A 24,555-nucleotide genomic window follows, 5' to 3' on the forward strand; every position below is an offset into this window, starting at 1 on the left:
TCAGTGTCCCCTTTCTTCGCGGTACATCGACCACAGGAAGTAGGCGATGAAGCACAGCATGATGAGGAACAGAATGACCGCAATGGCGGCACCGTAGCCCATGCGGAATCCATATTCGGACAGGGCAACTTCGAACATGTAGTAGGCCAGCACGCGAGACGAACCGAAAGGACCGCCCTGGGTCATGATCGAAATCAAGTCAAAGCTGCGTAAGGCGCCGATGATTGTAACGACGAAAGCAATGAATGTGGCAGGGCGCAGTTGCGGCAGGATGATGTGCCACAGCATCCGCCAGCCCTTTGCGCCATCCAAGCGGCCGGCTTCAATCTGTTCCGGGTCCACGGCGTTCAAACCTGTCAGATACAGGATCATACAATAAGCGGTTTGCGGCCAGAGACCGGCAACGATGATGCCATAGGTCACGAAGCGCTCGTCGCCCAGCACGTTGAGCGGGCCAAGACCGAAGAAGGCGAGGAATTCGTTCAGCAATCCAAAGGTCGGGTCGTAAAACCATGTGAAAACAAGGCCCACAACAACCTGTGAGATCACGAACGGAAAGAAAAACAGCGACTTGTAGAGGCGAATACCCCAAACGGTCTGGTTCAGGAACAGCGCAATGAAAAGTCCTGCAGGGATCGCGGCCAGATACAGTATAAGCCAGATCAGGTTATTCTTGAGTGAGATGAAAAAGGCATCCCGGTCGACCCACTCCCAATAGAGGTCCTCATAGTTGCGAAAGCCTACATATTCCGCAGCACCCAGCCCATCCCACTCATAAAGAGAGAGGTTAAAGGACTGAAAAACTGGAATGATGACGTAGACCATGAAGAACAGCAGGCCAGGGGCAAGGAACAGCCACGGGGCGATGCGCTGCTGGTTGCGGTGAAACCAGCTTTCCTGTTCAGGAGCTTCGGCGGCAATGGTCATGGGGACACTCGGATTGGATCAAAGGAGCAAGGCGGGCTTTACCCGCCTTGCGCAGGTCTTGGTACAAACCGGGCCAGAGGCCCGGTCTGACCGGATCAGTTGTCGTAGATGCGCTGACGCGCGCGTTCCAGCTTGGCCAGAATGCGGTCGGCATTGTCAGGCTTGACCATGAATTCCTGGAAGCCTTCCATCGACACTTTGGCCATTTCTGCCGGTGCGTCGCGGTCCCAGAACTGGGCGACACCGCCGGGGCTGTTGGACGACAGCATCTCGAAGCCCTGGTTCAGGAATTTGTCGTCATCCACGGCCGATTTTGCGTTGACAGGAAGCTGGCCCAGGTTTTTGCCGTTGTTAATTTCGGTCTGTTCGTCAGGCGAGACAACAAAGCGCAGGAATTCACGCGCAGCTTCCTTGTTCGAGGCGTTCGACGGGATGTGGAACGTATCCGTTGGCGCGTCCTCGGCAAGTTCGACATCGGGGTTGATCGACACAAACTGATAGAAATCCAGTTGATCGTCGCTCAGACCGGCTTCGCGCAGCGGGGCCACGGCGAAGTTGCCCATCAGATAGGCTGCAGCTTCGCCATTGACCATGAAGGGCAGGGCTTCTTGCCAGCTATAGGTCTGGTGGTTGTCGATGAACGCGCCCATGTCGATCAGCTGTTTCCAATTGGCGAACGTCTGCTTGACGCGGTCGTCTTCCCAGCTCACTTCGCCATTGGCCAGCTGCTGGTGGAAGTCGAAGCCGTTGGTACGCATGTTCAGATAGTCAAACCAGCCGCCTGCGGTCCACAAGAATTTGGTGCCGATCGTATAGCAGGCGCGGCCGGAATTGACGATCTTCTGACAGTTGGCCAGCTCTTCTTCCCATGTGGTCGGCTCGGTCAGACCCAACTCATCGAAGATGTCTTTGCGATAGTAAACACCCCACTGGTAATAAGTATAGGGCACGCCCCATTGCTTTCCGTCGATGGTCATCGCGCCTTTGGTCGAAGCCAGATTGTCGCCAATCTCGGCTTCGGCCCAAAGGTCCGACACGTCTTCGAACAGGCCAGCCTCCACATAGGGCTTCATCCGGTTGGCAGCATACCAGGTGGCAACATCCGGAGTATCAGCAGTCAGAAAGTTGCGGATCTGAGTCTTGTAGGCCTCACGGTCGATCACAGTGGTCTCGATCTCCAGACCAGGGTGTTGCGCCGCAAACCGGTCGATCATCGCTTCCATCGTTGCGCGAGGCGCCGGGTTCGATGTGTCCAGGAAAATGCGCAGCTCGCCGGTCAGTTCAGCTGCTACAGGCGCTGCAAGTGCCACACTCGCCGCCAAAGCTGCCGCAGTGCGCTTGAAGTTGGAATTCATGGTGTCCTCCCTTAGATTCCATTTTTTTGGTTATTTTGGTTCCAAATAATGAAACCTTGTTTTACATATTGAAAACTACACATCGAATCGGTTAATCTTGTCAAGACCCTCGTGACGAAGACGGTGGATCAATGGGAGGATGGAAGGCGCTCGTGGCTGGCGACGGTACTATAGGAAAAGCGTGCGACGTATTGGAACAGGTGGCAGCGTTTGCCCGCCCGGTCCGATTCGCGGAACTTTTGGAAAGCAGCGATTTTCCAAAGGCGACCCTGTATCGCTTTCTTCAAAGCCTGACAAACCAGGGCATGCTGTCTTATGACCCGGACCGGCAGACATACGCGCCCGGGCTGCGCCTCGTCCGTTTGGCGCATGCGGCGTGGACCCAAAGTTCGCTTGCCCCGATTGCACGACCTTTTCTGGACGCGCTCAGCCGCGAAACGGGCGAGACTGTACACCTTGCCCAACTGGATTCAGGTCAGGTTCTGTATGTCGACAAGCGCAACGCAACCCAACCGGTAGAAATGTATTCGCAAGCGGGTAAAGTTGGCCCCGCTTATTGCACAGGCGTGGGAAAGGCCATGATGGCGTATCTGGACGCTGACGCGCTGGATAAAGCTCTGTCGCAGCAAAGCTTTCATCGGTTTACCGACAAGACCTTGGCGTCGGAACAACTCTTGCGGGCGGATCTCGATGTCATCCGTGCGCGGGGATACGCCGTGGATGATGAAGAACACGAACCGGGCATTATCTGCGTAGCCTGTCCCGTCCTGACCGAAGGGGGGCGGATTTTGGGTGCGATTTCGATCACCGGATCGACGGAACGAATGAGCTTTGATCAGTTGCAGGCATGGGTGCCTCGTGTACGCCGCGTGGCTGATCAAATTGGAATTGAAGCGCAAGCTTGGCGGTTTCCCGAAAGCCGTCCAAACGGATCTAAGGACAGGATGCAAGCGACATGACAGGCGTCACTCTGAACAGTGCGATCAAGCGATATGGTGAGACGCAGGTTATTCACGGAATCGATTTACAGATCGAGGATGGCGAGTTTTGCGTCTTTGTGGGTCCATCTGGGTGCGGCAAATCCACTTTGCTTCGGATGATCGCGGGGCTTGAGGAAACGACAGAGGGTGAGATCCGGATCGGGTCGCGCGATGTGACCCATTTGGACCCGGCCAAACGGGGGGTTGCAATGGTGTTCCAGACCTACGCGCTCTACCCGCATATGACAGTGGCCGAGAATATGGGTTTTGGTCTTCGTATGAACGGCGTCGCCAAGACCGAAATCGACAAGAAGGTACAAGAAGCGTCGAGCATTCTGAAACTCGATCAGTATCTGAAGCGCAAGCCCAAAGCTCTGTCCGGTGGCCAGCGGCAACGTGTTGCTATCGGTCGAGCCATCGTGCGCGGCCCCGAGGTGTTTCTGTTCGATGAGCCTCTGTCCAACTTGGATGCCGAGTTGCGCGTCGAAATGCGGGTCGAGATCGCGCGCCTGCACAATGAAATCGGCGCGACCATGATCTATGTGACCCATGATCAGGTCGAAGCGATGACCATGGCGGACAAGATCGTGGTTCTGCGCGATGGCCGGATCGAACAAGTGGGCGCGCCGATGGACCTCTATCGCGACCCCGACAACCGGTTCGTCGCGGGCTTCATCGGTTCGCCTGCGATGAACTTTTTGGAGTGCGACGTGACAGATGGCCATGTGACGCATCCCGCGTTCAGCCAGCCAGTGCCGGTGACGTCTTCGGTTCCTGCTAACGCAACGAAAGTGACGCTGGGCGTTCGCCCCGAACACATTCAGGTGGACCGTTCTGGCGACAGTTGCACCGTGGACCTGACCGAAGCTTTGGGGGGAGTCAGTTACTCGTATCTGCTGACCGCGAATGGCGACAAGCTGATCGTGGAAGAGCGGGACGATGAGCGCAGCAAGCAAGGCGCACGTATTGGCGTCACCTTCTCGCCCGACCGTGCAATGATGTTCGACGCCGAAACGGGTGAACGGTTGCGGTAAACGCAGACCAGTCCATCGCAGAAGGGCGTTGGCCACGAGACACGGCGCCTTTTGAAGCGCAATTTTGTTGTGGATTTTGTATCCAATATCCGATATCGCGGTTGAAACGGCGCATCTCCTGCGCCGCAACCTCAGATTTGTCGAAGGATCGCCGTATGACGACCAATGTTTTCACCGGCACAATGCCAGCGCTCATGACCCCCTGCACAGCGGACCGTCAACCAGATTTCGACGCGTTGGTGCGCAAGGGGCGACAGATGATCGACGCAGGCATGTCTGCGGTTGTCTATTGCGGTTCGATGGGGGATTGGCCTTTGCTGACCGATGCCCAGCGTATGGAAGGGGTTGAACGTCTGGTGGCCGCGGGGCTGCCCGTTGTCGTGGGCACCGGGGCGATCAATACCAAATCCGCTGTGGCCCATGCGGCGCATGCGCAAAAGGTGGGTGCCGTTGGGTTGATGGTGATCCCACGTGTTCTGTCGCGTGGCAGCTCGCCGACCGCGCAGAAGAACCACTTCAAGGCAATCCTGACCGCAGCACCGGATGTGCCTGCGATCATCTACAACAGCCCCTACTACGGGTTCGCCACGCGGGCCGACTTGTTTTTTGCACTGCGAGCCGAGCATCCCAACCTGATCGGCTTCAAAGAGTTCGGCGGCAAAGAAGACCTGCGCTATGCAGCGGAAAATATCACCAGCCAGGACGATCAGGTCACGCTGATGGTTGGCGTTGATACCGAGGTTTATCATGGGTTCGTCAATTGCGGCGCAACCGGCTCGATTACAGGCATCGGCACCGCATTGCCGCGCGAGGCGCTGTTGCTGGCCGAACTGTCCAAGAGGGCAGCTAAAGGTGATGCCGAAGCCCGCCAGCGCGCGCAGGAACTAACCGAGGCGATTCACGTTCTGTCCAGCTTTGACGAAGGGCCGGATCTGGTGCTTTACTACAAGCATCTTCTGGTGCTGAACGGGGACGAGGAATACCGGTTGCACTTCAACGAAACGGACGAGCTGACTGACGCGCAGCGTAACTATTGCGAACAGCAATATGCCTTGTTCGGCGCGTGGTTCGCCAATTGGACGAAACAGGGCGGAGTGATCGCTGAATGCATGTGATCGACAGCCATACCGGAGGCGAGCCCACGCGGGTTATTCTGGATGGTGCACCCGATCTGGGTACTGGGTTGCTGGCCGACCGCGCTCGCAGGCTGGCAACCGATCACGAAGAATTCTACCGCTCGATCATGCTGGAGCCACGCGGTCAACCCGCCATGGTCGGGGCGTTGCTGGTTGAACCGGTCGACGCAACATGCGTAACCGGCGTAATCTATTTCGACGTTGACGCAGTGCTGGGTATGTGTGGCCACGGAACCATCGGGCTGGCGATGACGCTGGCGCATCTGGGACGTATCGGCATCGGAGAACATCGCATCGAAACCCCCGCTGGTGTGGTGACGGTCACTTTGCACGACGCAAACACAGTGACCGTCCAGAATATCGAAAGCCGCCGGGTGCATCGCGACGTGACACTGGACGTGCCGGGTCATGGCCAGGTGACCGGCGATGTTGCATATGGCGGAAACTGGTTCTTTATCGTCGATCCCAGCCCGATTGCCGTTGAATCTGCCAATATTCGCAAGCTCACTGATATGACGGTCGCTATTCGCGAGGCCTCGATTGCGCAGGGGATAGGCGGCGAACAGGGTGAGCCGATAGACCATGTGATCTTTCAGGGCGCGTCGGATGATCCAGCCATTCACAGCCGCAATTTTGTGCTGTGCCCGGACGATAACTATGACCGCTCGCCCTGCGGCACCGGCTGTTCGGCCCGGTTGGCCTGTTTGGCCGCCGATGGCGCGCTGGCCCCCGGCGATGAGATCACGCAGCAGAGCGTTATCGGCAGCACCTATCGCCTGTCTTATCAGCCCGGCCTGGATGGCGGCGTGATCCCCTCCATCACCGGGCAGGCTTATGTCATGGCGGAAACCACGCTGATCTTCCCGGAATCTGACCCGTTCAGAACAGGGATACAAGTTTGAGCGAGCAGGTCGTCATCATCGGGGCTGGGGTAATTGGCATCACGACCGCGCTGGAACTGCAGCGCCGAGGGCATTCGGTTCTGGTGCTGGACAGGGACGGGGTCGCCTCTCAAACCTCGGCGGGGAATGCAGGGGCATTTGCTTTCCCCGAGGTCGAGCCGCTGGCTACGCCCGGTATCATGCGCAAAGCGCCAAAATGGCTGCTGGACCCGCTGGGTCCTTTGTCTATCCCGCCCTCATACGCGCCGAAGATCGCACCGTGGATGTACCGCTTTTGGCGGGCAAGTCGGCCTTCGCGCTATGCGGATCTGCTGGACGCGCAGGCCCGACTGATGCAGGTCTCAAGCTCTGCGTTAGAGCGTTTGATACCGGCCGTCGAGGGCGAGACGATGATGCAGCGCGATGGACAGATGCAACTTTACGAATCCGAAGCTGAGTTCCGCATCAGTTTGCCCGCTTGGGACCAGCGGCGCGCGCATGGGATTGAATTCGAACTGCTTGAAACGCGCGAAGCGATAGCCGAGAAACAACCGGGCCTCAGCCCCTGCTTCACCCATGCAGGGTTTACGCCGAACTGGATGAATACAATCGATCCAAAGACGTGGGTCCAACATCTGGCCAAAGCATTCAGCGACCGGCAAGGGCGGATCGAGACGCGCGGCGTCCGGGCCCTGACCCCGCTGGAACATGGGACACGCATCACCCTTGAGGATGGAACGTTGGATGCGGCAAAGGTCGTCGTCGCGGCGGGCGCGTGGTCGCACCATCTGGCACAAACGCTGGGCGATCACATCCCCCTTGAGACCGAGCGCGGCTACAATACGACCCTGCCGCCGGGCGCCTTCGATCTGCGGATGCATCTGACGTTTTCCGGCCACGGCTTTGTAGCCAGTCGGATCAACGGCGGCGTGCGCATCGGTGGTGCGGTCGAATTGGGAGGGCTCTCCCTGCCACCCAATTTCAAACGCGCCGAGACTCTGCTGAACAAGGCCGCGCAGTTCATGCCTGGACTGAACACGCAAGGGGGCACACAGTGGATGGGCTTTCGACCATCGCTGCCAGATAGTATCCCGGTCATCGGGCCGTCCCCCAACGCGCCCGATGTGATCTATTCGTTCGGACATGGCCATCTGGGGCTGACGCAATCCGCAGGCACCGCCGAATTGGTTGGTGCGTTGCTGGACGGGACACAGCCGCCCATCTCGATGAACCCCTATTCCGCCACTCGGTTTTAGGGAGGTCAGATGCGCAGCGTGAAAACCATCCACATCATCTCCGCCCACGCAGAAGGCGAGGTGGGCGATGTCATCGTCGGGGGCGTTTTGCCTCCGCCCGGTAAGACCCTCTGGGATCAGCGGTCCTTCATCGCGCGTGACCAGACGCTGCGCAACTTCGTGCTCAATGAGCCGCGCGGCGGCGTGTTTCGGCATGTGAACCTTCTGGTGCCGCCCAAACACCCCGAGGCGGATGCAGCGTTTATCATCATGGAGCCCGAGGATACGCCGCCTATGTCCGGGTCGAATTCCATCTGCGTAGCGACCGTGCTGCTGGATAGCGGGATGATCCCCATGCAGGAACCCGTCACGCATCTGACGCTCGAGGCCCCCGGCGGGCTGGTCCGCGTGCGGGCCGACTGTCGCAATGGCACGGCCGAGCGCATCTATGTGCAGAACCTACACAGCTTCGCCGACCGGATTGCGGCATCGTTGGAGGTTCCGGGGCTCGGGCACCTGACAGTGGACACCGCCTATGGCGGCGATAGTTTCGTCGTGGTCGACGCGACGCAGCTTGGCTTTGACATCGTCGAATCTGAGGCACGTGAACTGGCGCGTGTTGGCGTTGCAATCACCAATGCTGCGAATGAACAACTCGGTTTCCGGCACCCCGAAAACCCAGACTGGACCCATATCTCGTTTTGCGCATTCTGTGGCCCGGTTGAGAAGACAGAAACCGGGCTGCGGGGCAAATCCGCCGTCGCTATTCAACCGGGCAAGATCGACCGCTCGCCCACAGGAACTGCTGTATCGGCGCGCATGGCCCTGATGGCCGCCAAGGGTGAACTGGCCGTTGGGCAGACGTTCGAGGCCGTCTCGATCATCGGCTCTCGCTTTACCGGCAAAATTCTGGACACCGCAACAGTCGGGTCACACCCCGCCATCATCCCCGAAATCAGCGGTCGCGGCTGGATCACCGGCACTCATCAACACATGCTGGACCCCAGCGATCCCTGGCCGGGCGGCTACAAGCTGAGCGACACCTGGGGCGTCTGAAAATTGAGCGCGACGGGGTGATTGACGCGATTTTCCGCAAACCGTGTCAAAATGCGCGGTCAGATGTGATTGATCCCAAGCCAAACGTGATTTAAGGGAGGCCCTGTCAAATCAGAGTCACCGTTGGGGCACCAGGATAGCCGTGCCCCGCCTATGCCACTCGAAAGTGGCCAACTCTTGGAACGCACGCCCCGAAAGGCTTTAAAAAAGGTAAAAGAATATGGCAGATAAATCAGACTTCGACATATTGTATACCATTGTAGACGAAGCGCCCGAGCTGGCCAGCGCCTCGTTCCTTCCCATCATCCGCAAGTTCGCATCCGCCGCAGGCGTAAGCGTTGGGACCAAGGATATCTCGCTGGCCGGACGTATTCTGGCGACCTTCCCCGAGAACCTGACTGACGCGCAGCGCATCACCGATGATCTGGCCGCCCTGGGTGAACTGGTGAAGACACCCGAAGCGAATGTGATCAAGCTGCCCAACATCTCGGCCTCGGTCCCGCAATTGGTGGCCGCAGTCGAAGAGCTGCAATCGCAGGGCTACAACATTCCGAACTATCCCGAAGAACCCTCGAGTGACGAAGAAAAGGCTATTCGCGCGCGCTATGACGCCATCAAGGGCTCGGCCGTGAACCCGGTTCTGCGCGAAGGCAACAGCGACCGTCGCGCGGCAAAGGCCGTGAAGAACTACGCCCAGAAGAACCCGCATTCGATGGGCGAATGGGTCTCGGACAGCAAAACCAAAGTGTCGTCCATGCCCGGCAACGATTTCTACGCAAATGAGAAATCGGCCACCATCTCCGCAGACCAAGCAGGCGACGCAAGGATTGAATTCGTCGGCAAAGATGGCAGCACCACCGTTTTGAAAGACGGCTGGCCGTTGGCGGAAGGCACCGTGGCCGACGCGACATTCATGTCGGTCAAAGCTCTGTCCGCGTTTCTGGCCGAGGCCATCGAGGACACCAAAGCAGACGGCACGATGTTCTCGCTGCACATGAAAGCCACCATGATGAAGGTCTCGGACCCAATCATTTTTGGCTATGCGGTAAAGACGTGGCTGGCCCCGGTGTTTGACAAATTCGGCGCGGAACTGGATGCGCTGGGTGTGAACCCGAACTCAGGGCTCGGCGACCTGTTGGAGCGCGTTCAGGGTAATGCAGATATCATGGCCGCCATCGACGCGATCAAGGGCGACCGCCCGTCCATGTATATGGTGGACAGCGATAAAGGCATCACCAACCTGCACGTGCCCTCGGACGTGATCATCGACGCTTCGATGCCTGCCGTGATCCGCGCGGGTGGTAAGGGCTGGGACGAGACCGGTGCCAAGGGCGACACCAATTGCGTGATTCCTGACCGTTGCTATGCGTCCGTCTATGACGAAACGATTAACTTCTTCAAAGCCAATGGCGCTCTGAACCCGGCCACAGCCGGCGCGGTAGCCAATGTGGGCCTGATGGCGCAGAAGGCCGAAGAATACGGCAGCCACCCGACGACGTTCCAGGCACCCGCCGACGGCACCATTCGCATCGTTCTGGCCAATGGTGACGTGCTACATTCGCACGACGTCGAAAAGGGTGACATCTGGCGTTCTTGCACCGTCAAGAAAGCCCCAATCGAGAACTGGATTCAGCTGGCCATGGACCGTCAGCGCCTGACCGGGTCCGAGGCGATCTTCTGGCTGGACGCAAACCGCGCACATGACGCTGAGTTGATCAAATACGTCAAACCGGCGCTTGAGGCCGCAGGCGTGGCTGACAAGTTCATGATCCTGGCCCCGCGCGAAGCGACCCGTCAATCGCTGGAGACGATCACGGCCGGCAACGACTCGATTGCGATTACCGGCAACGTGCTGCGCGACTATCTGACCGATCTGTTCCCGATTCTCGAACTGGGCACCTCGGCCAAGATGCTGTCCATCGTCAAGCTGATGAATGGCGGTGGCCTGTTCGAAACCGGCGCGGGTGGTTCCGCCCCGAAGCACGTGCAGCAGCTGGTCGAGGAAAGCCATCTGCGATGGGATTCGATGGGGGAATTCTGCGCGTTGGGCGAGTCGCTGAACTTCCTGGCCGACAGCAAAGGTAATGCCAAGGCGGGCGTTCTGGGCGCGGCAGCCGAGGCCGCGACGCAGGGCATTCTGGACAACAACCGCTCGCCCAGCCGCAAGGTCGGTCAGCCCGATAACCGCGACAGCCACTATTGGTTTGCGCGCTACTGGGCCGAGGCTTTGGCGGCGCAATCGGACGATGCCGACCTGGCCGCCGAGTTCGCGCCTTTGGCCAAAGCGCTGGCCGATAGCGAAGAAGAGATCCTGTCCGAGCTGGCCTCGGCGCAGGGTGGAGCGGCTGATCTGGGCGGCTACTACCACACTGATCCGGCCAAGACCGTCAAGGTTATGCGCCCCAGCGCCACGCTGAATGCGTTGATCGACGCATAAAACACCGCGTACGCGCACAGTATCAAAAAAAAGGGCCGACCCCCAAAGTCGGCCCTTTTTTAGAGTGAGCAGGAAAGAACTGCGCCTTCCCGATCGAGGTTCTTGGTCTGCAACGCCTGCTATGCGGCGTCGTCGCAAAAAAGGGGCCGATCGTGTGACCGGCCCCAGTCTCTTAGTTCGATGCTGCGTTCAGCTTTTCATTCTGCTCGCGCAGCGTGTCCGAAATGATCGCATACCATTCGCCACTTTCGCGCATCTCGTTCAGGCCCTTGTTCATCATGGCGATGTATTCGCGTGCGAACGGGTTGGTGCGGTGCGCCAGGAAACTCATGGACGACAGGGTCGAAACATAGGGGTTCTCCACGATGTCAGCCGACGTAAGGCCCATGTCTTTCTTCGTGGCCGCAAACAATTCAACTTCGAACGCTGCGACATCGGCGGTACCAGTCAGAACCGCATCCAAGCATTCGCGGGCCGAGTTGGGTTGAACCACGGTGGTGTTGCTGCGGTTCAGGCCAACCTCTTCCAGAACGACCATGCTCCAACCGGCCATCCGGCAGATGGTTGCGCCTTCGAAATCCGAGAAGGAGGTTGCGTCGACATATTCGCTCTCGGGCAGGGTGAAAAAGCCGCCTACGACGTCATAGACCGGAACCGAAGCCACAAATTGCGAGCAGCGTGCTTCGGTTTCTTCGGACCATTCATAGGTGCGGTTGGTGCAATCCGGAACTGTCCAGGCGATCGAGATATCGAACGCGCCAAGTGGCAGTAGCGTATCCAGGTGCGATGCCCAATCATCCACAAAGCTGACCGAATATTCACGCTGGTTTCCTGCACGCTGGAGGCTGGTGGTCGCCAGACGGGTCATGATACCGCCGCCGCCCAGACCTTCGCTGGTGAAAGGTTCCCAGCCATTGCCGGCAACCATCTTGATTGGCGGAGCGTAGACATTCGAACGTTTGACACTGGCGGCGCGCTGCTCTTCGGCGGCGATGATGTCCTGCGCGCTCTGGCCGTTCGGCAGGCTGCCATCGTCACAGGGCAGTGCCAGAACCAGACCGGGCTCCAGCGCGTTGGGGTTGGTGATGTCATTGCGGTTCGCGTTGAAGATCGGCTGATAGTTTGAGGTGCCATAGGCCGCGATGGCAATGGTCGCCATCGTGTCGCCATCCTGCACGGTGTAGTTGGTACACGCTTCCTGAGCCGCTGCCGCACCAGCGCTTAGGGCAGTTACAGCCGTGGCCGACAATGCCACCTTCTTCAGATTGAAATTAAACATGTCTCGTCCTCCAGACTTTTGTTGTTTTCAGGCCAGTTGGGGCCTTATCCATTTTCCATTTGATAGCGCAGAGCGGTTGAGACGATGTCCCGCCACTCTCCGGATTGCTGCATGATCGACAGACCCTGGTTGAGCGTCTCAAGGATCGCTTCCCCATCTGGATTATCTTTGTGGGTCATGATGTTAAGCGACTTGATCGCCGCAAGGTTGGGGTTTTCTACAATGCGATGTTCATAGCCAAGGCGCGCAATTGCTTCGACCGCCAGATGCGCTTCGACCGCGACGATATCGGCCGTACCGTCCATCAAGGCGTGGAAGCAGTCGTCAGGCGACACCGGGCGCAGCATCGAAATCGCTGGCTCATACAGACCCACCGCATCCATATGCGACAGTGACCAGCCTTCGGGGCGGCAGATCGTGGTACCCGCGAAATCGGCATAGGTCAGGGTCTGCTCATAGCCCGAGCCTTCACGGGCAAAGAAGGTATCCACAACCTCGTAAAACGGGTTCGAGAAGTTGTAGGTCTCGCACCGGTTCCGGTCAGTTTCAGACAGGGCGGCGGGTTCTTCGCAATTCGGGCGCGACCAAGGGAAGGTTGCGTCAAAGGCCAGCGTCGGCATCAACAGGTCCAGATGCGAGGACCAGTCATTCACGAATTGGATCTTGTACCCTTGCTCGGGCGCGGCGCGCAGCATCGCGGTCTCAACCAGATTGGTGTAAAGGCCACGGTGGGGCAGGGCCTCATCGGTGAAAGGCGCATAATTGCCGCCTGTGATCAAAAGCAGCTGACGATCCTGAAACTCAGGACGGCCACTTGTATCGGCGTCGCGGATCAGCGCAGCGGCTTCGGCGCGGGCAGCTTCGATTTCTGTCTTGGCGGCAGCTTTGGCCTCAAGCACCGCGTCTTCGCTGGCCTGTTTGGCCTCGGCCTCAGCGGCGGCCACGCGGGCTTCGGCCTCAGCTATGGCTTTGGCGGCACGTTCCTCTGCGGCTTTGACCAGTTCAGACGCCATCTCGGCGGCCATGGCTTCGGCCTCGGTCGCAGGTGGTTCCGGCGCGCGGCCCACGTCTTCCAGACAGGGCATTGTCAGAACGTCGCCCACGCGAATGATGTTGGGATTGTTCCCGATCACATCGCGGTTGGCGTCGAAGATAATGCTGAAGTCTTCGGTCGAATAGACCTGAATGGCCAGCTCGCGCAGGCTGTCGCCGCGCTTGATTTCGTAGGTCGAGCACGCCTCTTGCGCCGAGGCGGCACCTGTTGCCGCCGCAAGAGCCAGGCTGGAGATGATCAGTTGAGGTCTCATGTGTCCTGTCGCTTTGCCTTCATTCGTTTCTTGTCAATTTCACGACCGCAATGGACGCGTTGTCCTGATCGGGGTCGCCTTTATCCCGAAGCGCCTGCCAAAGCGCGTCGGCTATATCCTGTGCCAAGTCACCCGATTGGGCCTGAACTATGGCCTCGATCTCAGCATCGCTGAGATATTGCAGCCCATCGCTGCCCGCGATCAAAACATCCGACGCAGTCAAAGCGACGGGGTGTTCGGGACAATCCACTTTTGGGATCGCCGCGCCCATGATGACCGAGGTCAGTTGGTTGCGATCCGGGTGCGTATGCGCTTCGTCCTGCGTCAGCTTGCCCTCGGCGCATTGCGCGTCGATGATCGGCGCCATCGAATGATCTTCGTTGATCTGGCGCAGCGCTCCGTCGCGGAACAGGTACAAAGGGCTGTCCCCGATCGATATCCAATAGACGTCCGACCCCATCAGAAGAGTACCCAACAGGGTCGAGCCCATGTTGAAACCATCACCCTGTTCTTCGGAATGCTGCGCGATCAGCGCATTTGCCTGCATTGCCGCCAAGGGCAGGGCGTCGATCAGGGCGGGCTTCGATGGCGCACCCGTTTCCAGTTCAGGGTCCAGCGCACCCCGCCAGGCTTTGATCACAAGCTCGGATGCGATGTCACCTGCCGCATGCCCGCCCATGCCATCAGCAACCACGATATACCCAGCATTCGCCACATCGAACATGCGCGCGGCGACCGCGTCTTCTTGCGTGTCGCGCCGACCCTGATCGAGGATCAGCGCAATGTCATATGCCGGGGTCGCCAGCATCTATCAGGCATCCCGCCAGTCGAAATTGTCACCGCAGAATTCTGCAAACCGGATCGAGGTTTCGCTGATGCGGATCAAATCGCCGCTGGCCAGCGCCACGGTGCTGAGAACGGGTTTACCGTTCAGACGTACCAGATTGGCCTTGCCACCGTGACCCAGATAGCATTTGCGATCTTCAGGGTCATAGGCAATCACAGCGTGGTTGCTGCGCGAAATGCCGGTGTCGCCAAAATCAAGCTGGATCGCCTGATCGTCGTTGCGACCAATCTGCATCAGCCCTTCGGTCAGAGTAATGCACGCGCCGCGGCCCGGACCGCCGGTTACAACCAGCCAACCGACCGGAAAGGTCTGCTGTGCAGTCTCGGTTTTGGCGACGGGCTCGGCGGTTTCCATCAGGTCCTGAACATGGGTGTCGGCTCGCTCAAACCCCAGGAAGGTGGTTTTGACACGACCACGACGATCCGACTGGGCCGGTTGCGCGGCGGACGGTGTTTCCGCCATCTGCGCCGCCGGAGCATTGGGCAGTGGTTCAGGTTGCAGGTCCACAGCCTCCACGATCTCGGCCACCGACTCGGGCGCAGGATCTTCCGCGACGACTTCGATCACAGGATCGGCCGGCGTCGTATCAAACAGGTTACTGTTTTCTTCTTCGGCCTCGCCAACCTCTTCGTCCGATGCAACGTGCAACGTCACAATCGGGTCTTCTTCGGCAATCTCTTCCTCGGCGGCGGGCTCTTCGGTCGGCTCAAGGACGTCCACAACATCCGCAAGGATTGCCGCATCATCGGTTTCAGCGCTGTCTTCGGCATCGGCCTCGGAGAAGTCCGGCATCTCGGCTTCGGGGATCAGGTCCTCAGCCTCATCGTAGCTGTCCGACGCTGGCATGTTGTTTCCAGCAAGCGCCACGCGCAGTGCGTTGAAGTCTGCAATCGGCTCGGGCTTGTCTTCGCTGGTTTCAGCGATGTCTTCCGCCTCGGCTTCTTTCGGTTTGCCGGCACCTTCGAGAAGCCGGCTGAGAGGGCTTTTATATTTGAACATGGTGACGACACCTTTGTTTATTGGCACGAGGCAATGCCCCGCTGGGCTTCTACTCACCCCTTCGCAGATCACGCAGAGGCACTGATGATGGAAAACAAACGTCACTGGTACTTTCCGCGACGGGCCGGTTCCCGTCGGGGTCACTCCACTGTCGTGACCCTCAGCAAACACACACTGGCGGATTACAAACGAACCGGTCTGATTACTCCTGCGTCAACTGCATAGTGGCATCTGCTTCGGTACCGTTCCGTAGAACGTTCAACTGGGCTTCAGCTTGTCCTTCGGACACAAGATCAGCCAGCATGGCATCCAGGCTTTCCGGCCCGTCGATGGTCAGCTCCGTCTGCGCCTCTGAGATCAGGATATCGCCCGCCTGCAGGCCACCAGCGGTTGCGGCGGGAACGCTTTTGACCACGGTTTGCCATCCGGTACCGCCACTGTTGCGAACTGTGAAACCATAGCCGTTGTCCAGCCCCACCATGCGCATGGTGGGCAGAGCCAACAGGCCGTTCTGCGCGCGGGTCTGACCCAGCGGGCGATAGCGCGCGGTGATGCGGGTATAGCCGTCAGGATCCACGTTGAGATCATTGAGAACCTGAGCCGCAAAGCTGGTGTCGGCCTCGATCGGTTCGCCATTCAGGGTGTAGATCGCGGCCCCACGCTGCACCCAATCTCCGATCACGGACATGTCCAGCGCCGGATCAACACCAGTCACAGCAATGACGCTGCCGGTCGATGCGCGCCGTTTCGAGGTCTGGAACGGAATTTCAACGTCCCAATGGGAAAACGCCACCTGTTGTTCGGTCAAAGTGACCGGAGTTGCAGGCTCAACCGGGTCTTCCGCGACAGTTTCGGTCACATCTTCTGCGGGAAGGTCGGCTGCCGGGGCTTCTAGCCCTTCTGTGGCAGCCGTTTCGGCCAGGGTCTGCTCGACAGGTTCTGGCACTGCTTCCGCCTGCTTGGGTGACGTCGGTTCGCCAGTGTCAACCTCGGGTGAGGTCAGCTCTGGCGCGATGTCTTGCGGTTCGGTGGTCGCGGTCAACTCAACAGGGGCCGTGTCTTGCAGCACGGCCAGCTCGGGTGGTTCGACCGGTTCAATCTCGGCAGGAGTTTCGTCAAGGGCTAGGTCCTGAGTTGCAGGCGCGTCCTGACCCGACATCACGAAAAACCCACCTGCGGCTGCGGCCGCGATGACGACTACGGCAGCAGCAATCAGTTTTCCACTACCACCCGAGCCGCTTTTGACCACGGTATCAACGGCGACCGGGGGTTCCTCAGGCGCGGTGAATGTGGCCAGTTCCTCTTCTTTCTTGTCCTCATGACCCAGAACGATATCCGGGTTGCCTGCCAGCAGTGCGGTCACCACTGCCTCGGCGTTTTCGCTTTCTGCTTTGATCCGGGCTTTCTCGGCCTCTTCATCCTTGCGATCCATCCCGACAATGACCGAGATGGGACGGTGAGCGAAGGTATCGAACATTACGCCAGGCCCACGGAACATCCGCAGCCAGTCCAGCGCGCTTTGCAGACGATCGGTTGCGTGCACCTCCATCGCCTTGTCAATCGCCTCAAGGAACCCATCGGGGTATCCATCATACCGACCTGTCAGAGGCTGATAGGGATCATCCTGCCCGTTATTGAAGGCAGTCAGCCGCGTCTGACCATCAATGGGGCGTTCGCCACTGATGGCATGGTAAAGCGTTGCAGCCAGAACATAGAGGTCGCTGCTTGGGCCTTGCTCGGCCCCCCGCACATAGAATTCATGCGGCGAATACCCGTCCTTGATCACACGCAGGGTCAACAGCGCCGCCGATTGATTGGCCGCCTGATCCCGCGCCGCACCGAAGTCAATCAGTTCGGGCTCACCATGTTCGTTGATCAGAATGTTATCGGGCGAGATATCCCGGTGCAGCATCCCGCTTTGATGGATGAAGGACACGGCCGACAGCATTTTTTCGGTGACCTGCACGATGAAATCGGGACCGGCATCATTCTCGGGGTTTTCAACATAATCCAGCAGGTCGCAGCCTTTGATGAAATCCATCGCGATATAGGCTGTGTCATTGTCCTCAAACACCTGATGAACGTCGACAATGTTGGGGTGCACCAGCCGCGCATGGTTGCGGGCTTCCAAAATAAACAGGTCAATGATCGAGCGCAGGTCGTCCTTGTAGGAAGGATCGATTGGTTCGACCGTATCGCCGTTGCGATGACACAGGGCGCCGGGGAAGCATTCCTTGATAACCACGTCGCGTTCCAGACTGTCGCGCGCCAAATAGGTGATGCCAAAACCGCCATTGCTGAGAAACCGCAGGATTTCATACTGCCCGCGCAACAACTTTGCACCGGGTGCCAGGCCTTCAATTTTGGGTTCGTCATGCGTCGTATCGACAGCCTGATTGTGGCTCATTTCTTTCCGCCCGTTCTAAACATTTTGCGGTTCGTGTTCGGGTAAACTGCCCGTCAACTCACGACCAAACACAACCGCAGGACACTTAAGAACGTTAGACGTTTCAAATTTGACTTTATTGGGGCCGCCTCATGGCTTCACTGAGAACCAAAACTTCGCGAATCGCATATATTGTTTCCCGAACGACTAGCGGCACAATATATAGCCCGACACCCGCAAGAAATTGCGGACTGAACGCAGGATTTAGGATGATTGTTGCGCGATTCCGAAACAATAAGCGCGCGATTCTTGACAACTCGAATCGCGCCCTGCGGCGCGATTCAAATGCGATATGACCTCAGGTTCCGGTTTTTGTGTGAGCGGACTCGGCGCGACTTCCGGCCCAGGCAAGGCAGTCACTCAGCTGTGTGAGGATACTGACGGCATCCCTAAGCGGCCCGGCCCCGGTTTCGAATTGCAGCAACAACAGCAGGTCGGTCGCCTTTTCAAACTCGGCTGGAATCCAATCGGCTGACGGATCAATCTCACCACCCTGTTCCAGACGCTCGGCAAAATCTTCGACAATCTCCTGACAGCTGCTCAGAAAACTGCTGGGCTCCATATCCGAGGATTCACGTAAGTCCTCATAGATGCTGGCGATAGCAGCCAACCAATCTTCGAGGATCGGGTTTTCCAACGGAGGCAACGCAGCCTCAAGCGGGGCTTGAACCGAGGGCGACGCGACAGGTGCAGGCTGGTCGAGGGTCAAACTGTCGAGGAAGGGCAGAAACTCGCGTTCCAGCGCATCCCGCGCGGCCTTCAGATCTCCCAGCCGCCGGTCTGAGGCGATTTGCAATACTTGCTCAGCAAGGTTCTGACCACCACAGCTCTGCCACAGGGCAAAATCGGGCTCGGGCTCTTGCGCCATGGCTTTGACGGCAACCGGCGTTCCAATAGGCACGACCGCCCGGAACATATCGCCTTTTTCCTTGTTCAACCGGGCCAGGACCCGATCCAGCGCGTCATGAACCGGCGGAAGGTCCGTATGTGTGATGGCCAGCAGGCTGTTTGCACGCAATTCGGGTGGGACTTTGGACCACAAATGCCGCTCTGACTCGCGCCAGGCGCTGGTGCCATTGGTGCACCAGATGGCGCAATCGACATATTGCAACAAATCCAGCGTAGTTTTCGACGCGTCATCAAGCGACCCCGTACCAGGCAGGTCAAACAGGGAAATTTCCTTCAAAGCGGGGGTATTTAACCCAACCGAGATGAAATCAGGTTTGTCTGCCGCTGCCTTTTCCAAAGCGATGCCAGAATAGACCTTGGGTTCCTTGTCCCACCAGCCCACCGTGGTTTCCGGCTCATCCGCATAGGCCACGATCACCAAGGGCAATATAAGATGCTGTGGTCCGGTTGGCAGGATATCGGCCCCTGCCAACATATTGGCGAGGCTCGACTTGCCAGCTCCAAACTCCCCAACAAACCCAATGTTGATCGCATTCGACAGCCGCTCGGCATGGCTCAGTGCACGCGCGCGCATGTCATCCACAGATTCGTCGGATGGTAGTTTTTCAGTCGCGGTCAGGAAACGCTCGAGTTGGCGTACTTCCTGTTCGGTCCCTGGAAATTCGATCATTCCGCAGCCTTTGGTATTTCAATTTCTGATTGGCCCGGTCCGTAGACAGCACCCAGTTCATCCGCAATCCGTTGCGCGGTGTTAAAGGCAGTTTGCGCCTCGGTCCGTTCGTTGGTCTCACCACTTCCAGCGCGATGCTCAAGGTGTCCTGCCAGAAGGGCCAGATAGTGGTCGAGCACTGTGTTCAAACGCCCCAGCAGGTTTTCACGGGCCGTATCGACAAGATCGTCGCCAATCATTTCGAATTCCTGAACGATCATGCGTTCCGCCCGATTGACCACGCTTTTGCGCGAAATCAGTCGCGATAACCATGTCACGCGCAGTTCCACGGTGATGCCACGGGTCAAGGCCGTCGTATCAGGGCGGAACCAGCGAACCGCGCTGGTGTTCATCCGGTTGTCCCCGGAGTCCTGCCAGCCCGGCAGGGATCGCAACGCCGCATTGCTTTGCATGTCAACCGCATAAAGCTCGCTCAGCATACGCTGGCGGACAACTTGGGTTGCGCCTTGCACCAGCTCTCTCATCCGATCACGCAAGGGGCCAAAGTTCAGCTCTGTCTCGCCCCCTTTGGCCAACAGCGGAGAATCTCCGTTCGGGCCACGCACCACGTCCGATACGGCCTCGGCCACGGTATCGTCCATGACACCACGCAGGTTGGCCAAAACGTCATCCATATCCTTGACGATCATCTCGGTCTTGTCTTGAACCAGCGCGCGCAGGTCGGCCAGAGTCTTGTCGTTTTCGCTGGGGTCATCCGCCCCGTCTGCGCCCTGATCCTCGATCGCGCGCAGATGCGCCTTGGTGCGGTCAAGCTCACCCTGCGCAAAGCTGTTGAGGTGTTGCCACGCCATTTGCATCTGCTCGTTGCGCGGCCCATCTGCCAGGGCGCGGGTCACATGGCGACGCAAATCCGGCAGGCCCGAGGCGATCATGGCCGCAAAACGCAGAACGCCCTCGCGGCTAATCGGGCCGGGGCCTTGCTTGATCTCTTCGACACCGTCCAGATATTGCTTCATCTGCTCGGGGTGGGCACGTAGCCAGGCCAGAACATCGTCATGGTTCACGCCGGTTTCATCGCCGGTCAATGCGTAGTGCGCCCATTGCGCACTGCCCATGAGAACGTCGATATCCGAGTTCCCAAGCGCTTTTTCCAACCCGTCCATTACATCAGCGCGGACTTTGGTCGCGTCATCTGCACCCCCGCCCAGCTCATCGACACGGTTGATGAAAACTACAATCTGGCCCAGCTCCAACGCCTGCATAAGACGGAACAGCTTGAGGTCCGCCCGCGAAAGCGCCTGATGCGCCGACAGGACAACCACGAAGAAATCGCTTTCCTTGAGATACTGGCGTGAGATTTCCTCGCGGATCAGCAGCGGGTCATTGACGCCCGGCGTGTCCGTCACAGTGATCGGGAACGGGAAATGGCCAATGTCGAAATATACCTCGGCCTTGCGGGTGATGTCGCTGTAAAGCCCGCGATCGGAACCGGGATCAAGCGTGCCATCCTCGGACGGCTCATCACCGGCGCAGACATAGCGCGCCAGATCGTCAGATGTCAGATGATCCAGATCGTGATGCTGGCCCAGAAGCTGCGTATAGCTTTCGCCCAAACGCAGCTTGGCGCGGGTTTTCATCGCCTCGACCTGTTCTTCGATCATCTCGCGCTTATAGCTGTCCTCGTCATCGGGGAACATGTTGCGCAGCTCTTCACCCTCGGCGATCAGGGCTTGCCATTGGCGATTGTCGAAAAAGTGGAACTCGGCGCCCTCTGTCCGTCCCGAAGGATGGCCGAAGTGCATGTCAGTGATCACGGTCGTCCACGGGTTGACGTCCGACGGCAGATACTCGGCCTGACCGGTGAAACCATTGATCAGGCGCGATTTCCCGGCCTTGATCTGACCCACAAAGGCGATCGAGGGCTTGAGGTTCGACAGATCTCCCACGATGCGCGAGATAAACTGACGTGTTTCGTCGTTGCTGACCTCGTTCAGGTCTTCGGCGATGCGGATCAACTCGCGGCGATTACTCTCACTCATAACACTTACCCTGGTCACACTTGTTCACTGATGGGATTCTTGGAAAATTTGAATGGTTGGGGCGCGATCATTCGTCCGTCCCCTTTAACGCAGCCCATACTCCCACAACAGCACCCAGCCTGCGCGCCTCGTGGGTCACGACCGAGACCTTTTCACCGTCATGCAGAACGGCCAGCCCGGTGCCTTTGCCGCCTGAGGGACGCATGACGATTAGCTGCGGATAATCCAGATCTGCGTGGGTATCCTTGTCCCAACCCGCCAGATCACGCGCGAAACTCTGCATCAGGTCCTGACTTACATGCGCGGAACCGTCGGCAGCACAATCGCCCGCGGTGGACATGAGGGTCCCGTCCTTGGCCGAAGCCAACACGCGACCCAATCCGAACCGGTCAGACCCGTCATAGAACAGATTGGCCAAGCCCTGCGTTTCCTCTGCCTTTGGCGCATCTGGCACCAGCGACACCACTGGTTCAGCAGACAATTCAATCGCTTTGCAGCATTTGGAAATCTCGCTGAACGTGATCCCGACATCATCTGCATCCAGCGTTGTTTCAGGTTGCACGGACACAAGCTCCAGCGGGGCAGGGGCAGTGGCAATGTCACTGACAAGCTGCGCCAGGCGGTCAGCCAACTCTTCCCTCGATGTTGTTTCAAAATCAGGGGCAACCCCGTCGCTCACGCAGAAAACATCTGTGACGCGCGAGCTGTTGACCTCAATCGCGAGGCAGTCACCATTGGCTGCCGTAAACTCCAACCTGCGGGGCAAAACGGTTCCGCGAATAGTGCGCAAAACCTGATCACGCCGATCCTGAGCCGTTGTTCCTGTCAAGGTTACCGCTGGATTCACCCGCGCGACAACGCTGCGCCCGATATTCTCGAGCATGTCGAGTATGTTCGCGTCGATCATGCCGTGACCCCCTCTGGTCCCGTTCATACCGCAGCCGCAACCGGTCCGCGGGTTAGGTGTGATTTCGTTAGCGCAAGGCCCAGATTGGCGCTGCTGCGGCAGATGTAGCAGAGCACATGGTCCGGATAGGACTTGGTACGCAGGAAGATGTTCAAACGGTCTTTCGAGAACACCGCAATTTCACCAAATCCAGTCGGTTCATTCGCATCCTCGCCGGCCTCGCGCAGCAGTGCTTCGAACCCCTTTACACCACGCCCCTGAAACAGGTTGGCAACCGCGATCGCGAGCGTATCCAGAATCTCTGCATCGTTTGGGTCCGGCGTGACCGAGCCCAACAACATCCCCGTCTCCATATCGACATACCCGGCTGCGATGCAGTCGGGTATTGTGCTCATGGCGGCATTCAAAGCGGCTTCGATAGGCATCTGAACGTCTACTTTCTACCTGCCGGTCGGTTACAGAACATGCCACTCGGCCCCGCCGGATTTGTTGCTTTTGGCAAGCGAAGACATGTCCTGCTTAGATTTACGTGCGCTGTGTTCTGCCGCGATCTGGTCAAACTCGACCAGGAAGGACTGGAACATAGCTTTCAGGCCGTCCGCATCCTGAGGCAGGTCCTCGTCCTCGGTAATGTCGCGCCACATCGCGGCCGCACTCAGCGGTGATCCGGCGGGCACATTCAGCAGATCTTCCAGCTTTTCGGGCTGCGCGTCGCTGTCGGTCCGTTTGGCACCGGTGAGAGGGACAACCTGAATGTCGATCAGGCTGTTGCTCTCGGGTTCAGGCTCAAACTCATCCTCGGCACTTTCGGGTTGTTCGGCCATCAACGCGGCAATGGACGAAACGGAACCTTCTGCGCTAATTTCCGGAGCCGAAGTATCCTCAACCTCGGGCTGTTCTGGAGTTGAAGCCAGTTTTTCCTCAAGCGCATCGACAAATGTTTCCTCGTCCGAGTCAACTGGAGCTTCGAATGCAGCAACTTCCTGTTCGAACGCATCAACCTCGGTGTCGTCGCTCTCTGCTCCAGCGGACATTTCTGTCAACGTCACTTCGGGCTCTTCGGCGTCCCGGAAGAAGGATCGCAGGTCTTCCTCCTGTGCGTCCTCGGGCGAGTTCGTCATCTCCGCACGCATCCGTTCCGCTTCGTCCGCGTCGATCCGAGGCGCGCGATCCGCGTCGTCCTTGCGAAGTTCCACTCGGGCGGGGCGAACCGGGAAGGATGTCACAACATCCTCGGCATCCGAGACATCAACCGGGTCTACCAGCTTCAGTGGTGCGCGCGCACCGTTGGCATCGGGGCGCAAAGCGTTCATGTCAGGCGCGCCGGTCAGGCTGTCATCAATCTGGTATCTGGCCAACTGATGGGCCCGGTTGTCCATGATCTGTTCGGTGATCTCAAGAAAACTGTCCACCATCTTGCCACCGCCACTGCGCGCCCATTGCTCGGCATCGCCGCTTTTGTCACGAGCCATAATCGCATCGCGGGCCGAGAACAGAATGGAACGGTTGAACAGATGCCCAGCCTCACGGTTGACCCGGCGCAAAACTTTCTGGCGGTCCTTTGCGTCCAAAACATCTGCCCGCGTGACCAACAACAGTGAATTGTGCTGCAACCGCTCTGGCAAAGACACCCATGTCGCGCGTTCAGTCTCGCGCCAGGCTTGCGTTGCATGGGTACACCACAACACGCCATTCGCCTGACCCACAGCACGCCGCCAAACATCGTCCGAGATCTTCGGATCCGAGATACCGGGCGTGTCGATCAGATCGACAGCTTCCAGAATATCCGATTGCAGGAAAATCCGAACGAACTGAGCGTCGTTGACCCCGACCGATTCAAGCTGATCCAATCCGATTGTGTCCCGGGACCCATCCGGTCGTTGGACATAGGCGGACTGCTTACCCCAGCTAAACCACACGGGCGGAAGTTGGGTGGCGGTGACCTGCGTCGGCAAAGCGTCCGAGCGCAGCAGGAAGTTCATCAGCGTCGATTTGCCTGCGCTGAACTCTCCCATTAGCGCGAAAACGGGTTTGCGCCGGGACCAGTTTTCAATGCGCTCCCAAGCCTTGGTTGAAACGAAGCGGGTTTGTGAATCTTTTGCCATGTCGCT

At 58.5% G+C, this 24,555-nt stretch carries 19 protein-coding genes; 7 read left to right on the top strand and 12 right to left on the bottom strand.

Annotated features, from left to right (window positions below):
* Both GOV79_RS12400 and GOV79_RS12405 read right to left on the bottom strand, forming a co-directional pair.
* Window positions 1-927, bottom strand: a complete 927-nt coding sequence (locus GOV79_RS12400; RefSeq protein ID WP_170773511.1) for a carbohydrate ABC transporter permease — start codon at window positions 925-927, stop codon at window positions 1-3.
* Between the two features lie 95 nt (window positions 928-1,022).
* A complete protein-coding gene (locus tag GOV79_RS12405) occupies window positions 1,023-2,282 on the bottom strand; it encodes an ABC transporter substrate-binding protein (RefSeq protein ID WP_170790006.1) in 1,260 nt (419 codons plus the stop codon).
* 152 nt (window positions 2,283-2,434) lie between these two features.
* Between GOV79_RS12405 and GOV79_RS12410 the strand changes: the two genes are divergently transcribed.
* From GOV79_RS12410 to GOV79_RS12440, 7 genes are all read left to right on the top strand, one after another.
* The gene (locus GOV79_RS12410) at window positions 2,435-3,241 is read left to right on the top strand and encodes an IclR family transcriptional regulator (protein WP_170773516.1); all 807 of its coding nucleotides are present in this window, start codon (window positions 2,435-2,437) and stop codon (window positions 3,239-3,241) included.
* The gene (locus GOV79_RS12415) at window positions 3,238-4,296 is read left to right on the top strand and encodes an ABC transporter ATP-binding protein (RefSeq protein WP_170790007.1); all 1,059 of its coding nucleotides are present in this window, start codon (window positions 3,238-3,240) and stop codon (window positions 4,294-4,296) included. Before GOV79_RS12410 ends, GOV79_RS12415 begins: the two co-directional genes overlap by 4 nt.
* 155 nt (window positions 4,297-4,451) lie before the next feature.
* Window positions 4,452-5,411: a dihydrodipicolinate synthase family protein gene (locus GOV79_RS12420; protein ID WP_170790008.1), complete on the top strand. Its 960-nt coding sequence runs from the start codon at window positions 4,452-4,454 to the stop codon at window positions 5,409-5,411.
* Window positions 5,402-6,334 (top strand): 4-hydroxyproline epimerase, encoded by a 933-nt coding sequence (locus GOV79_RS12425; protein ID WP_170790009.1) that lies wholly within the window; start codon window positions 5,402-5,404, stop codon window positions 6,332-6,334. Before GOV79_RS12420 ends, GOV79_RS12425 begins: the two co-directional genes overlap by 10 nt.
* Window positions 6,331-7,569: an NAD(P)/FAD-dependent oxidoreductase gene (locus GOV79_RS12430; RefSeq protein ID WP_170790010.1), complete on the top strand. Its 1,239-nt coding sequence runs from the start codon at window positions 6,331-6,333 to the stop codon at window positions 7,567-7,569. Before GOV79_RS12425 ends, GOV79_RS12430 begins: the two co-directional genes overlap by 4 nt.
* Before the next feature lie 9 nt (window positions 7,570-7,578).
* A complete protein-coding gene (locus tag GOV79_RS12435) occupies window positions 7,579-8,604 on the top strand; it encodes a trans-3-hydroxy-L-proline dehydratase (RefSeq protein WP_170790011.1) in 1,026 nt (341 codons plus the stop codon).
* A 220-nt stretch (window positions 8,605-8,824) separates the two neighbouring features.
* Complete coding sequence (locus GOV79_RS12440; RefSeq protein WP_170790012.1) at window positions 8,825-11,041, top strand: NADP-dependent isocitrate dehydrogenase; 2,217 nt, start codon at window positions 8,825-8,827, stop codon at window positions 11,039-11,041.
* Between the two features lie 172 nt (window positions 11,042-11,213).
* Here GOV79_RS12440 and GOV79_RS12445 read toward each other — a convergent pair whose 3' ends face one another.
* The 10 genes from GOV79_RS12445 to GOV79_RS12490 all read right to left on the bottom strand — a co-directional run bounded on the left by GOV79_RS12445 (window position 11,214) and on the right by GOV79_RS12490 (window position 24,549).
* Entirely contained in the window at window positions 11,214-12,320 is a 1,107-nt protein-coding gene (locus GOV79_RS12445; RefSeq protein ID WP_170773525.1) for a LysM peptidoglycan-binding domain-containing protein, read from the bottom strand.
* Between the two features lie 44 nt (window positions 12,321-12,364).
* Entirely contained in the window at window positions 12,365-13,627 is a 1,263-nt protein-coding gene (locus tag GOV79_RS12450; RefSeq protein WP_170790013.1) for a transporter substrate-binding domain-containing protein, read from the bottom strand.
* A gap of 19 nt (window positions 13,628-13,646) precedes the next feature.
* Entirely contained in the window at window positions 13,647-14,435 is a 789-nt protein-coding gene (locus GOV79_RS12455; RefSeq protein WP_170790014.1) for a PP2C family protein-serine/threonine phosphatase, read from the bottom strand.
* Between the two features lie 3 nt (window positions 14,436-14,438).
* Complete coding sequence (locus GOV79_RS12460) at window positions 14,439-15,473, bottom strand: FHA domain-containing protein (RefSeq protein WP_170790015.1); 1,035 nt, start codon at window positions 15,471-15,473, stop codon at window positions 14,439-14,441.
* Between the two features lie 202 nt (window positions 15,474-15,675).
* Entirely contained in the window at window positions 15,676-17,880 is a 2,205-nt protein-coding gene (locus GOV79_RS12465; RefSeq protein WP_170790016.1) for a serine/threonine protein kinase, read from the bottom strand.
* Between the two features lie 337 nt (window positions 17,881-18,217).
* The gene (locus GOV79_RS12470; RefSeq protein WP_170790017.1) at window positions 18,218-19,498 is read right to left on the bottom strand and encodes a dynamin family protein; all 1,281 of its coding nucleotides are present in this window, start codon (window positions 19,496-19,498) and stop codon (window positions 18,218-18,220) included.
* Window positions 19,495-21,537, bottom strand: a complete 2,043-nt coding sequence (locus GOV79_RS12475) for a dynamin family protein (RefSeq protein ID WP_170790018.1) — start codon at window positions 21,535-21,537, stop codon at window positions 19,495-19,497. Before GOV79_RS12475 ends, GOV79_RS12470 begins: the two co-directional genes overlap by 4 nt.
* A gap of 67 nt (window positions 21,538-21,604) precedes the next feature.
* Window positions 21,605-22,444, bottom strand: a complete 840-nt coding sequence (locus GOV79_RS12480) for a hypothetical protein (protein ID WP_170790019.1) — start codon at window positions 22,442-22,444, stop codon at window positions 21,605-21,607.
* 23 nt (window positions 22,445-22,467) lie between these two features.
* Complete coding sequence (locus tag GOV79_RS12485) at window positions 22,468-22,869, bottom strand: hypothetical protein (protein ID WP_170790020.1); 402 nt, start codon at window positions 22,867-22,869, stop codon at window positions 22,468-22,470.
* A 30-nt stretch (window positions 22,870-22,899) separates the two neighbouring features.
* Window positions 22,900-24,549 (bottom strand): dynamin family protein, encoded by a 1,650-nt coding sequence (locus tag GOV79_RS12490; RefSeq protein ID WP_170790021.1) that lies wholly within the window; start codon window positions 24,547-24,549, stop codon window positions 22,900-22,902.
* Window positions 24,550-24,555 lie beyond the last annotated feature (6 nt).

The organism is Ruegeria lacuscaerulensis (assembly GCF_013034745.1).
In the GTDB taxonomy this organism is placed as follows: domain Bacteria; phylum Pseudomonadota; class Alphaproteobacteria; order Rhodobacterales; family Rhodobacteraceae; genus Ruegeria; species Ruegeria lacuscaerulensis_B.